The 11,458-nt window shown below is 66.0% G+C and carries 15 protein-coding genes; all 15 read left to right on the forward strand.

Annotated elements, in window-relative coordinates; genetic code table 11:
• Positions 1-78: 78 nt before the first annotated feature.
• The gene (locus ACF8NF_RS19760; RefSeq protein ID WP_370671661.1) at positions 79-1,272 is read left to right on the forward strand and encodes a PBSX family phage terminase large subunit; all 1,194 of its coding nucleotides are present in this window, start codon (positions 79-81) and stop codon (positions 1,270-1,272) included.
• Positions 1,273-1,355: 83 nt separating this feature from the next.
• Positions 1,356-1,724 (forward strand): hypothetical protein, encoded by a 369-nt coding sequence (locus ACF8NF_RS19765; protein WP_017404271.1) that lies wholly within the window; start codon positions 1,356-1,358, stop codon positions 1,722-1,724.
• On the forward strand, positions 1,711-4,047 hold the full coding sequence (locus ACF8NF_RS19770; RefSeq protein WP_392451099.1) for a hypothetical protein: 2,337 nt from the start codon (positions 1,711-1,713) through the stop codon (positions 4,045-4,047). Before ACF8NF_RS19765 ends, ACF8NF_RS19770 begins: the two co-directional genes overlap by 14 nt.
• Positions 4,037-4,360 (forward strand): holin, encoded by a 324-nt coding sequence (locus ACF8NF_RS19775; protein WP_017407505.1) that lies wholly within the window; start codon positions 4,037-4,039, stop codon positions 4,358-4,360. The genes ACF8NF_RS19770 and ACF8NF_RS19775 overlap by 11 nt, the downstream gene beginning before the upstream one ends.
• A gap of 73 nt (positions 4,361-4,433) precedes the next feature.
• Positions 4,434-5,078: a glycoside hydrolase family protein gene (locus ACF8NF_RS19780; RefSeq protein WP_392451100.1), complete on the forward strand. Its 645-nt coding sequence runs from the start codon at positions 4,434-4,436 to the stop codon at positions 5,076-5,078.
• Positions 5,075-5,596, forward strand: coding sequence for a hypothetical protein (locus ACF8NF_RS19785; RefSeq protein ID WP_017407507.1), 522 nt, complete (start codon positions 5,075-5,077; stop codon positions 5,594-5,596). The genes ACF8NF_RS19780 and ACF8NF_RS19785 overlap by 4 nt, the downstream gene beginning before the upstream one ends.
• A gap of 25 nt (positions 5,597-5,621) precedes the next feature.
• Positions 5,622-6,536 (forward strand): hypothetical protein, encoded by a 915-nt coding sequence (locus tag ACF8NF_RS19790; RefSeq protein ID WP_061289094.1) that lies wholly within the window; start codon positions 5,622-5,624, stop codon positions 6,534-6,536.
• 8 nt (positions 6,537-6,544) lie between these two features.
• Positions 6,545-6,751, forward strand: a complete 207-nt coding sequence (locus ACF8NF_RS19795; RefSeq protein ID WP_209803155.1) for a hypothetical protein — start codon at positions 6,545-6,547, stop codon at positions 6,749-6,751.
• A 60-nt stretch (positions 6,752-6,811) separates the two neighbouring features.
• A complete protein-coding gene (locus ACF8NF_RS19800) occupies positions 6,812-7,927 on the forward strand; it encodes a N4-gp56 family major capsid protein (protein WP_392451101.1) in 1,116 nt (371 codons plus the stop codon).
• Positions 7,928-7,956: 29 nt separating this feature from the next.
• On the forward strand, positions 7,957-8,406 hold the full coding sequence (locus ACF8NF_RS19805) for a hypothetical protein (protein ID WP_209803151.1): 450 nt from the start codon (positions 7,957-7,959) through the stop codon (positions 8,404-8,406).
• 86 nt (positions 8,407-8,492) lie between these two features.
• Complete coding sequence (locus ACF8NF_RS19810; RefSeq protein ID WP_392451102.1) at positions 8,493-8,879, forward strand: hypothetical protein; 387 nt, start codon at positions 8,493-8,495, stop codon at positions 8,877-8,879.
• A 7-nt stretch (positions 8,880-8,886) separates the two neighbouring features.
• Entirely contained in the window at positions 8,887-9,504 is a 618-nt protein-coding gene (locus ACF8NF_RS19815) for a hypothetical protein (RefSeq protein ID WP_392451103.1), read from the forward strand.
• Entirely contained in the window at positions 9,495-10,127 is a 633-nt protein-coding gene (locus ACF8NF_RS19820; protein WP_392451105.1) for a DUF6682 family protein, read from the forward strand. Before ACF8NF_RS19815 ends, ACF8NF_RS19820 begins: the two co-directional genes overlap by 10 nt.
• A gap of 69 nt (positions 10,128-10,196) precedes the next feature.
• Complete coding sequence (locus tag ACF8NF_RS19825) at positions 10,197-10,613, forward strand: hypothetical protein (protein ID WP_047218288.1); 417 nt, start codon at positions 10,197-10,199, stop codon at positions 10,611-10,613.
• Positions 10,614-10,616: 3 nt separating this feature from the next.
• On the forward strand, positions 10,617-11,458 hold an 842-nt coding region (locus ACF8NF_RS19830), incomplete at its 3' end, for a hypothetical protein (RefSeq protein WP_392451106.1).

The raw sequence follows: 11,458 nt of genomic DNA on the forward strand, positions 1-11,458 counted from the left end.
GAGGTCGAGCGCTCTGGCGTGAGCGTCGAGCTTCCGGCCAAACTGAAGCTGCTTTTCGAGCCGAGGCGATTCAAGGTCATGTACGGTGGCCGCGGGGGGGCCAAGTCCTGGTCCGTGGCCATGGCTTTGCTGGTGTTGGGCAGCAGCCGTCCGTTGCGCATTCTGTGTGCGCGTGAAGTGCAAAAATCCATGCGCGACTCCGTGCATCGCCTGCTGCAGGACCAGATCGAGGCGCTGGGGCTGGGGGCGTTCTACGAAGTACTGGGCACGGAAATCCGTGGAGCCAACGGGACGCTGATCCTGTTCGCCGGGTTGCAGGCCCATACGGTGAATTCCATCAAGTCGTTCGAGGCTATCGACATCGTCTGGGTGGAGGAAGCGCAGGGCGTCAGCGCCCGCAGCTGGGAGGTGCTGGTGCCCACCATCCGCAGACCAGGCTCCGAGATCTGGTTGACGCTCAACCCCGGCCTGGCCAGCGACCCCACCTATGACCGCTTCATCACGCATTCGGACGGCGATACCTGGCTGTGCGAAATCAACTGGCGCGACAACCCCTGGTTCCCCGAGGTGCTGGACAAGGAGCGTGTCCGCCACTTGAAACGCGATCCCGACAGCTACTGGAACATCTGGGAGGGGCGGCCCAGGCGCAGCCTGGCCGGTGCCATCTACGCCAGCGAAGTTGAGCGCCTCTACAACGACGAGCGTGTATGTTGCGTGCCTTGTAATCCCAGGCTGCCCGTACACACTGTATGGGACCTTGGATGGGCCGATGACATGGCCATTGCCTTCGTGCAGCGCACGGCCGTAGATTTCCGGATCATCCACTTCATGCAGGGCCATCAGAAGACACTGGAGTGGTATGTGCAGGAGATGGAGAAATTGCCCTACCTGTGGGGTACGGACTTCCTGCCCCACGACGGCGCGCATGGTGATTTCAAGACTGGACAGACCACGCAACAGATCCTGCAGGACATGGGCCGGGAGGTCGAGGTACTGGAACGCTACGGACTGGAGGCGGGCATACGGCTGGCGCGTGGCATCTTTTCCCAGGCCTACGTCGATGCCGGCAGATGTGCCCAGTTGCTGGACTGCCTGAGCCGGTACCGTCGCCAGATAGATCCCCGCACCCTGGAGCCTGGCGCACCGCTGCATGACGACGCCAGCCACGGCGCCGACGTGTGGCGCTATCTGGCCATGGCTTTGCCGCGAATGGACAATGCGGGGCAGGGCGCCTTGAGCGTACGGCGGCGTGGCGGCGGAATGGCCCGCTGAGACCGTACCAAGCCTGCCATTGTCATGGCATGCCTGCATGCATTGACCTTCGAAAATCCCATCTTCATCGCCGGCATGGCGACTTGTTAGCCATCTACACCTGGATCAACGGTGAACGCGCCCTGGTCCTCGTTCCTGGCATGCGTCCCAAATCGCCCTGGTATGTGGTGATGGAGAGCGCGGCCTATCTCTACGATGATCCGGCCTACCTGGCGCGCATGTGCAAAAAAGCATGTGAGGTGTTGGGCTTGCCGTCCGGCCGACCGCATTGGGTGAGGGTGGCCACCATCATCCACGAAGGCCTCCCCGACCTTGTAGCCATGCCCTGTGAACCGCCGTGGGAGCACCAGGGCCGCGAGTTTGGCAGCTTGGTGGTCACGCTGGATGGAAAGGAGATTGCGGCACAGGCTCTGACGGTTCCGGATACGGGGGCAGAGTATGTCCCTGTTTGAATCACGCTTCAACCGGAGCGCGGGCGCGGGCGAGCGCGTCCTCAACGAGGAGCCGCAGGCGTTTGAGGTGGCCGACACCACACCCCGGCATCCGCTGGACCAGCCGGAGGCCCGCAAGACCCTGCGCAAGCTCCTGGGCTGGTATTGCCGCGAGCGCGAGATCCAGGCAGAGAACCGCCTGCAGATGGCCATCGACGCCGACTACTACGACGGCGACCAGTGGGACCCCGCCGACGCCGCCAGACTGGAAGAGCGGGGCCAGGTACCTCTGGTGTTCAACGAGGTGGCCGTCATGTGCGACTGGCTGATCGGCACCGAGCGCCGCGCGCGCGTGGACTGGAGTGTGCTGCCTCGCACCGAGGACGACGTCCAGATGGCCGACATCAAGACCAAGGTGCTCAAGTATGTTTCCGATGTGAACCGCACAGGCTTCAATCGCAGTCGGGCTTTCGAAGACACCATCAAGGTGGGGGTGGGCTGGCTTGATGACGGGGTGCGCAACGACCCCACCCAGGACATCATCTACTCCAAATACGAGGACTGGCGCAACGTGCTCTGGGATTCCATGGCCATGGAGAACGACCTGAGCGATGCACGCTACATCTTCCGTACGCGCTGGGTTGACGAGGATATCGCCATCACCATGTACCCGGGCCGTCGCGACGTGCTGGAGCGTGCGGTGCAACAGGATCAGGAGCACAGCGCGCAACAGTGGGCCGAGGACGCCTTCCATTACCAAGGCCATGTCAGCCAGCATCCGTCTGCAAACGTCTCAGGTGGGCGAAGCGACGCGGACAACGAGCAACGGCGCCGTGTGCGGCTGATCGAATGCCAGTTTCGCATGCCAGCGTCGGTCCGCGTCGTGACCGAAGGGCCGTTCAAGGGGGCGTTTGTCGAACCCTGGGACCAGGCGCTGATGCAGGCCATCGGACAGGTGGGCGGTGCCATCGTGGACCGTGTGGTCATGCGCATGCATGTTGCGGTATTCACGGAAGGCCACCTGCTGGCGCTGGGACCGATGCCCATGCGGCACAACAGCTTCAGCCTTACGCCCATCTGGTGCTATCGCCGCGGTCGTGACCGCATGCCCTATGGCGTGGTACGGCGGGTACGTGACCTGCAGATGGACCTGAACAAGCGTGCCAGCAAAGCGCTGTTCCTGTTGTCCACGAACCAGATATTCGCCGAGAAGGGCGCCTTCGACGACATCAATGAGGCGCGTGAGGAAATCAACCAGCCCGATGGGGTGGTGATCTACCGCGCAGGCAGAAAGTTCGAGGTGCACCGCGACAGTGAGATGGCCTCCGGCCAGATCCAAATGATGAACCTGGATACGCAGGCCATACAGAAGTCCGCCGGCATCGGCGGCGAGAACCTGGGCCGGCAGACCAATGCCAGCTCTGGGGTGGCCATCAAGGCGCGCCAGCTGCAGGGCTCGGTAGTGACCACACAGCCATTCGACAACCACAGGCTGGCCGTGCAGCTGCAGGGCGAGAAGCAACTGAGCCTGGTAGAGCAGTGGTATACGGATGAAAAGGTCATCCGGCTATCGGGCCACAAGGGGCGCCTCGACTGGGTGCGCATCAACCGTCCCGAAATGCAGCCGGACGGCAGCGTGCGCTATCTCAACGACATCACGGCAAGCCTGGCCGACTTCATCGTCTCCGAGCAGGACTATGCGGGCACGCTGCGCCAGGTCATGTTCGATGCGCTGTCGCAGATGGCCGGGCGTATGCCGCCTGAGGCCGCACTGCGCCTGCTGACCATCGCCATGGACTACTCCGATCTCCCCAACAGGGAGCAGATCGCGGACGAGATGCGCAAATTGACCGGGGAGCGCGACCCGGCCCGGTCCCTTTCTCCCGAGGAGCAGCAGCAGATGCAGCAGCAGATGCAGGCCCAGGCCGAGGCCCTGCAGATGCAGCAGGAAGGGGCGCGCCAGGCTCTTGCCGAGCAGGTGGCGAAGGTCCGCGAAATCAATGCCCGCGCCGAAAAGCTGGAAGCCGAAGCCGAGCAGATGCGCTCCAGCGGCGGAGACCAGGCCCTGGCTCTGCGCATGGCTAATGCGGCCGCCGCAGTGCGGCGCGATGCGGATGTCGAGTTGGACAACATGCGCCGGCAACTGGCCAAGGCCAACACCGAACTGGCCAACAAAACGCTGCAGATCAGGGCGGACCAGGATGTGCGCTTGCAGGTGGCATGCATCGAGGCCGACTCGCGCGAGCGGGTGGCCCAGATCCGGACTCGCAGTTGCGAGCATCTCGATTCCATGTCGGGCCGCCTCGCGCAGTTTGAACAACAAGGAGTGATCGATGAGCAATGACGCCACACAGGCGGCCTTGGAGGCCGCAGCTCATGCCACAAGCGCCGGTGCTGCGGCAACCATGGGCAGCAAGGTTGGCTGGGGTGGGCTGGGCTTGGGCGGCTTCGGCTGGCTGCTGACCTCGGAGGCTGGCGTCGCCATGGGCGTACTGGTGGGTATCGCGGGCTTTTCTGTCAGTTGGTACTACCGCCGCAAGGAGTATCAGTTGAAGCTGGCTGAAGAGGCCCGTGACCAGGCGGAGCACGAAATGCGCATGAGCCTCATGCGCCGCGGCGGAGCACGTGATGCCGCTGGTGAGCAGGAGGCTCCATGATGGTCAAGCAAAGGGTGGCAGACCTATCAGCCCGCGATGCCGGGCCATGGTCGCCGGCCATCGGGAGTGCATGATGGCCCCACAGGACTCCAAGGTGCCGGTGCGGCTGGCAGGGCGGCTGGCGGCACTGGTGGTGCTTGCCGCAATGGGCGCGGGCGGGGCGCTGGTGACCCGGCACCTCGAGGCGCCGGCGTTGCTTGACTCCTATGTACGAGCCGTGGCTGACGACTCCGGTACAACGGCCGGCGTGAAGGTCGCCATGGTTCTGGGTTCGTTCTACGAGAGCAGCGGGCGACACATCGGGGCACCCTATGCCGACAGGCTGGGCAAGGGGCAGCCGCTGACCGTCTGCAATGGCATCACGGGTGATGGCGTCATTGCCGGGCGCTGGTACAGCCCTGCGGACTGCTATGCGCTGGAGCGCGGTCGCTATCTGCTGGCCGAGCGCCAGGCGCGGCAACTGCTGGTGCATTGGGAGACCTACGACCCTTTCGTTCAGGGCCAATTCATCGATTTCGTCCACAACAAGGGGGCGGGCAGCCTTGCCACCAGCACCTTGCTGCGCAAGGCCAACGCAGGTGACCTTGCGGGCGCCTGCCGCGAGAACCGCCGTTGGAACCGCGGCACGATCCGCGGTGTGTCCACCGTACTGCCCGGCCTGCAACTGCGAGGCGAGGCGAATGGAGAAATCTGCCTTGAGTGGAGGGTCGTGCCTTGATCTCCAGCCTCTTCGCCCGGCCCTGGGCTGCCGCTGCGGCCTTTGCTTTGGGCGCGGCCTGTGCCTGGTGGGTCCAGGACCAGCGCCATGGGCTGCGCCTCGAGCAGCTCAGGCTGCATGCAGCCAGCACTGAACTGGCCAGCGTTCGCCAGGCCGCGCAGGACGTGGCCGCGTTTTCACGGGATTTGAACAATGCACTTGCGACATACCAGCGTACCCAGCAGCGCAATGCCGCAGCTCAGCAGGATCTTGAGCGCAGCCTGCGTGACATGCACGCTGCTGCTTCAGGCCTGCGCGGCGACTTCGCCGGCTTGCCCGAACGTATCGACGCAGCTGCCCGGCCCTCCCTTGCCCGGTACGCCAGCACCTGCACAGCCCTACTCGAAGACCTGGCAGAGCGAGGTGGACTCATGGCGCAGCGCGGTGCAGATATCGCGCGAGCGGCTGATGGCCACGCCGCTGATGCCCGATTGATGGGCGATGCATGGCCCCGTACCAAGCCTGCCAACCTTCCCTGAGCACGCACATCAGGAATATTCAACCATGAGCAACCAAGACGATCGACTGCGCCTTCTCTCCGACGCCGAGCGTTCCTCCATGCAGGAAGACGACTACGACCCCCATGCAGACAACGAGGCTGCGCTTGCGGCGCTGGGCCGCGGTGATCTGGGTGCTGAAGCCGAAGGTGCCCCGTCCCCCGATGGCGAGCCCGCTGATCAGGCTGTAGCGGCACTGGAGTCCCGTGAACATGCTGCAGCAGAGCATATCCAGGGAGTAGGGTCGGAGCCCGCGAAGGCTGCCCGGGAGGCGCTGGCGCAGGCGTCCGGCTACAGGGTGGACCTGCCCCAGGACTATGAGGACCAGGTACTGGCCAACAAGGCGGCGATGACCGAGGTGCGTCGCAGGTACAACGACGGCGATCTGGACCATGAGGAAATGGAGTCGGAACTGGACCGGCTGCAAGACCAGCGCGATGCATTGCGCGACGTGAAAACACGCGCCACCGTGTCGGCAGAAATGCGCCAGCAGTCCGAAAGGGACGCCTGGACCCATTCCATCCGCACCTTCCTGGACGAAGCCGCAAAAACGCCTGAACTGGGCCGTGTGAACTACTACACGGACCACGGCAAGCAGGCGGATCTGGACACTTTTGTGAAGGCCCTGGGTTCGGCACCCGGCAACGAAGACAAGCCTTTTCGCTGGTTTCTGGAGGAGGCCCATAAGCGCGTGCTGGCCCTGCATGGAATTCCCATCGCAGGCAGGCGGGCCGACCCGCAACGCAGGCCCGACGCCTCGGCCGTGGTCACCAATCTGGCCGACGTACCCGGCGGCGCGGGCGATGCCGACCCCGTGAGCGACGAGTTCGCCGAGCTGGACAAGCTCACCGGCCTGGACTACGAGCGCGCGCTGGGCCGCCTGTCCGAAGACAGGCGCGCACAGTACCTGCGTTCGCTGTGAAGGAGCCCATGGCACAGGCAACTGCATCGGCGCCCGACATGCGCCGCATCTTCATGGAGCTGCGCACGGGCGATGTGCTGGAGGTGGGCGGTGTGCGCATCCAGCTGGAATACAAGAAGGGGCAGGCTGCGCGCATGGTGATTGCGGCGGCGCCGGAAACCTGCGTTCGCAAGATCGCGGCGTCCTCGCGGCCCGTACCAAGCCTGCCATCTTGAGGGCTGAACCATTTTTCAACCGGGGCGCTGGAGTGCTCGCTACCATACAGGAGCACTCCTATGGGCAAAACAGTGGTGGGCGTGAACAGCCCCCGCGCGGTCAAGCGCTTTTCCGGCGACCTGGCTCTCGATGTCTCTCAAGCCTCGTACTTCGGCAAGCGCTTCGCGGCCGTGGGCCAGGGCGCCAAGACGCCAATCCAACTGCTGACGGATCTGGAATCCGAAGCCGGTGACCTGGTCAGCTATGACCTGCTGGCCGAGCTGCGCATGGCGCCCGTCGAGGGCGACGATATGCTGGAGGGCAAGGAAGAAGGGCAGCGTTTCTACACCGATGAGCTGTACATCGACCAGGCGCGTGGCGGCGTCAACACGGGCGGCCGCATGTCGCGCAAGCGCACGCTGCACGATCTGCGCATGCGCGCCAAGCAGCAGCAGGCCAACTGGTGGGGCCGCTTCCAGGACGAACTGACTTTCACCTACCTGTCCGGCTCGCGCGGCATCAATGCCAACTTCATCCTGCCGCTGGGCTACCAGGGCCGTGCCAAGAACCCGCTGACGGCGCCTACGCCCAACCAGCACCTGTTCGGCGGCGATGCCACGGCGGTGGCCAACCTGGATGCCACCGACAAGATGTCGCTGGCCGTGGTGGACCGTGCCCGCGTTCGGGCGGACAGCCAGGGTGGCGGTGCCACCAACATCCCCGTCATGCAGCCCTGCGTGGTCGATGGCGAGGAAGTGTTCGTCATGGTCATGCACACCTTCCAGGAAGACGACCTGCGCAAGGAAACCGGCACGGGCGGCTGGCTGGAACTGCAAAAGGCCGCGGCCGCTGCGGTGGGCTTCAAGTCGCCGCTGTTCAAGAGCGCGCTGGGCATGTACCGCAACGTGGTGCTGCACTCGCACCGCAACGTGATTCGCCACAACACCCACGGTGCCACGGGCGACCTGGAGACGGCGCGTGCGCTGTTCATGGGTGCGCAGGCCGGCGTGATGGCGTTTGGCTCGCCGGGCACGGGCATGCGCTACGGCTGGCATGAGGAAACCCGCGACAACGGCAACCAGGTCGTGATCACCACGTCGTCCATCTTCGGCGTCAAGAAGTCGGTCTTCGAGATCGAGGGCGAGAAGCAGGACCACGGCGTCTACGGCATCGACACGGCCGCTGCGTCGCGCTGACCCAACCCAACGAATCAGAGGAGTCAGACATGGCTTTCAAGCAACTCAGTGCCGTGGCTGCAGGCCACCAGGCCCCCATCACCCCCGGCGGCTCCGAGCTGGTGCGCTCGCGCTTCGGCCAACCCCTGGCAGTGGCGGACCACGCAGTCGGTGCCCGTGGCGTCATCGGCATCCTGCCCGCTGGCACGCTGCCCGTGTCGCTGTACATCCGCGTGCCGGCCGCCCTGGGCGCGGGCTTCAAGGCTTCCATCGGCCTGGCGGATGCGGCCGGCGACATCAGCACAGCGGCCGACGACGGCGGCGGCGCCTGGGTGACGGACAACGATGTGGGTGCAGCCGGTGGTTACGCGCACCTCGTGCCAGCGGCCTTCGCCAAACTCGCAACCAAGGATGAAGACCGACGCATCATCCTCAAGGTTTCGGGCGCAGGCACGGCTGCCGGCCTGTTCACGCTGGACCTGATCTACACGAACGCCTGACAGCGCGCTCATGTGTGCGCCCCCGCAAGGGGCTTTCCCCGGTGGCATCGGCCGCCGGGGCTTTTTGAACCCCGGAGAACCAAACCATGAAGCTGTTCACTTCGCTGCCCGCACGCAAGGACGGAACCCTGATCGTGCGTATCAAGGGCACCACTTATGTCTTCGAGGGCAAGCCTCTTGCCTGCGAGGTCGAGAGCGAGGCCCATGCGCAATACCTGCGTGCTGGCAACTTCCAGACCGAAGAGGACTTCGAGGCCGAGCAGAAATTCCTGCGCCTGGCCGCCGCGCGCGAAGCGCGCCGCCCTCCCGCTGCTGGCCGTACCTCTGTGGCGCGCGCCGTCCTTCCGCCCGGCCTGGGGCCGGACGAGGGCAATGACGACTTTGACGGCGGCACGGGCCTGCCTCAGGAGTCGGATTCGTTGCCCACTGGCCGCGTGCGCAAGGCCTCGCGCGCTTCCCAAGTGATCGGCTGAACGCATCATGGCCTCCTGGGAAAGTTGGCTGCCCGAACTGGTCCTGGCAGCCCCCAAGGCGCCGGTCCCGCTCATCCACCTGGCGCTGAACCGCGCCGCGCGCACCTTCCTCAAGGCCACGCGCGCCTGGCAGGAATGGCTGGAGCCTACGGACGTGACTGGCGAGGCCTTCGCCGAATACACCTTCGAGCTGCCCCAGGGCGCGGAGCTGCTGCGCCTGGAGCGCGCCACGCTGGCCGGGCGCCCGCTGGAGGTGGCCAAGGCGCGCGATCTGCCTGCCGATCCCTGGCAGCACGAGCTGCGCGGCAAGCTCTACCTGGTCACGACGAACCTGCGCGAATTCACAGTACGCACGGGCAGCACGGGCCGCCTGCAGGTCTACGCCTCGCTGATGCCGTCCCTGCGCGGCAACAGCGTGCCCGACGAGGTGGCCTCGCTCTACCATGAGGCGATCCGCGAGGGCGCCAAGGCCGAGCTGCTGGCCACCGAGGGCACGGACTACTACAAGCCCGACCAGGCCGGCGTGGCCCTGGCGTTCTTCCAGCGCGCCATGGATGACGCCATGGCCGACGTGTGGCGCTCCAACACCAGCCGCGGCTCGCGGGGGAGGGCATCATGGCTTTGACCGTGGCCCAGCTGCTGGACGATGCAGCGCGCGACCTGCAGGACAAGGGGCACATCCGCTGGACGCGCCAGGCCCTGCTGGACTGGTTCAACGCCGCCCAGCGCGCCTTTGCCGAGCAGCGGCCCGACCAGATGGCCCAGCCGCGCGACCTGGTGCTGGCCGCCGGATGGCGGCAGGAGCTGCCGGCCGACGTGCTCACGCTGATCGACATCACCAACAACGCCAACGCCACGCAGCGGCGCATCACCAAGACCGACCTGTGGGTGCTGGACGCCGTGGCCGGCGCCTGGCGCTCTGGCTCCCCGGGCCGGGAGGTGCAGCACTACATGCACGACCTGGGCACGCCGCAGGAATTCCTGGTCTATCCGCCCGTGGCCGCCGGCACCAAGGTGCGCGCGGTGCTGGGTGTCGCGGCCGTGGACCTGGCCGACGAGAACGGGACGCCCTCGGTTCCTGAGCGCTGGATGGACGCGCTGCGGCACTTCGTGCTGTTCCGGGCCTGGTCCATCGACGCCGAGTTCGGCGGCAACGCCACCATCGCGGCGGCGCACCGTGCCCTCTACAACGAGGCGCTGGGCATTCAGGCCCAGGCTGCGGCCACCACGGCCGTGGCCCAGAAGTGAACCAAGCCTGCCATCCTGGCGGGCATCTTCAATCGGGGCGCTGGAGTGCTCGAAGCCATAGGAGCCGTCATGGCTGGTTTCAGCACATCCCTCGCCAACGCGATCATCAGCGCCACGCTGCGCAAGCAGGCCTTCCCGGCCATCCGCAACACCTTCTTCGCCCTGTTCACGGCGGACCCCACCGACGCCTTCACCGCCGGCACCGAGGTGGCTGCACCGTGGTACCAGCGCGTGCCCACGGGCGCCTTTGCCGCGCCCAACAACGGCGCCACCTACAACGCCGTGCGCGCGGAGTTTCCGCCCGTCACAGGCGCCCAGGTCACGGTCACGCACATCGGAATCATGGAAGGTGACTCGGCCACCGATGGCACGGCCACTCTCATGTATTCCGAGCCGCTGCCCACGCCGCGCACGCTGCAGATCAATGACGTGTTCCTGGTGGACAGCCAGGCCCTGACGGGCGACTTCACGCTGCAGCTGCTGTAAGCCATGAACCGGGGAGCACTCAATGGCTTTGCGCTGAACGGGCGGGCCTCCGATCCCGTGGTGCGCATCCGCGTGGACGCCAAGGGCTATGCCCGCGTCCGCGTGGGCGGGAGAGTGCTCGCCTATGCCGTGGTCCGCTCGGCACCAGCTGCTGCGCTGACCGGCCCGCTGGGCCGCGTGCATGCCAAGCTCTCGGCCGATTCCGTGGCGCGCGCAGCTGTCGAAGGCGTGCTGGGCCGGGTCCATGTGCGCAGCCTGCTGGCAGCCACGGGTCGCGCCATCATCAAGGTCACGCTGCCGCCCGTGCGCGGGCGTGTGGCCGTCCAGGCCCGGGCCAGCGCCACGGTCAACGCCCATGTGCAGGCACGCATTGGGGTGGACGCGACCGCGCGTGCCAGCTTCAAGCCCCAGGCGATCCTGCTGCGCCGCAGCCCCGTGCAATCCACGCCCACCGCCCGTGGCACAGCCGATGGCCGCATCTACGTGCGCCGCTGGCTGCGTTCGCCCGTGGACGGCAAGGGCCAGGCCTTTGTCGTCACGCAGGGGAGGGTCGAGGCGCGTCTGGCCGCGCTGGTCCAGGCCAAGGCTGCGATCACGGCCCGTGGGCAGCGCCTGGTGCGCGCGCCGCTGCAGGCCCAGGGCGTGGCCTTCATCGACATCGATCCCGCCGTGCACAAGCGCCTGCCCTTCGATGAGCAGGCGCCCGAATCCCGCACCTTCCTCGTGCCCGCAGGAATGACCACCTTCTACGTCACCGACCAGGGGCAAAGCATGTTCCGCACTTCCCCCATGCAGCCTGCAGACACGCAGGACTACGACATCGAGTTCGCCGACTGGTTTCCGCC

It is taken from the genome of Delftia sp. WSY_22, from assembly GCF_043104185.1.
In the GTDB taxonomy this organism is placed as follows: domain Bacteria; phylum Pseudomonadota; class Gammaproteobacteria; order Burkholderiales; family Burkholderiaceae_C; genus Comamonas; species Comamonas tsuruhatensis.

Bases quoted from the DNA above. Each gene is read 5' to 3' on its own strand.
- ACF8NF_RS19760 (WP_370671661.1), top strand. From the start codon at position 79: ATGTACGGTGGCCGCGGGGGGGCCAAGTCCTGGTCCGTGGCCATGGCT.
- ACF8NF_RS19770 (WP_392451099.1), top strand. From the start codon at position 1,711: ATGTCCCTGTTTGAATCACGCTTCAACCGGAGCGCGGGCGCGGGCGAG.
- ACF8NF_RS19775 (WP_017407505.1), top strand. From the start codon at position 4,037: ATGAGCAATGACGCCACACAGGCGGCCTTGGAGGCCGCAGCTCATGCC.
- ACF8NF_RS19780 (WP_392451100.1), top strand. From the start codon at position 4,434: ATGGCCCCACAGGACTCCAAGGTGCCGGTGCGGCTGGCAGGGCGGCTG.
- ACF8NF_RS19790 (WP_061289094.1), top strand. From the start codon at position 5,622: ATGAGCAACCAAGACGATCGACTGCGCCTTCTCTCCGACGCCGAGCGT.
- ACF8NF_RS19795 (WP_209803155.1), top strand. From the start codon at position 6,545: ATGGCACAGGCAACTGCATCGGCGCCCGACATGCGCCGCATCTTCATG.
- ACF8NF_RS19800 (WP_392451101.1), top strand. From the start codon at position 6,812: ATGGGCAAAACAGTGGTGGGCGTGAACAGCCCCCGCGCGGTCAAGCGC.
- ACF8NF_RS19805 (WP_209803151.1), top strand. From the start codon at position 7,957: ATGGCTTTCAAGCAACTCAGTGCCGTGGCTGCAGGCCACCAGGCCCCC.
- ACF8NF_RS19810 (WP_392451102.1), top strand. From the start codon at position 8,493: ATGAAGCTGTTCACTTCGCTGCCCGCACGCAAGGACGGAACCCTGATC.
- ACF8NF_RS19815 (WP_392451103.1), top strand. From the start codon at position 8,887: ATGGCCTCCTGGGAAAGTTGGCTGCCCGAACTGGTCCTGGCAGCCCCC.
- ACF8NF_RS19820 (WP_392451105.1), top strand. From the start codon at position 9,495: ATGGCTTTGACCGTGGCCCAGCTGCTGGACGATGCAGCGCGCGACCTG.
- ACF8NF_RS19825 (WP_047218288.1), top strand. From the start codon at position 10,197: ATGGCTGGTTTCAGCACATCCCTCGCCAACGCGATCATCAGCGCCACG.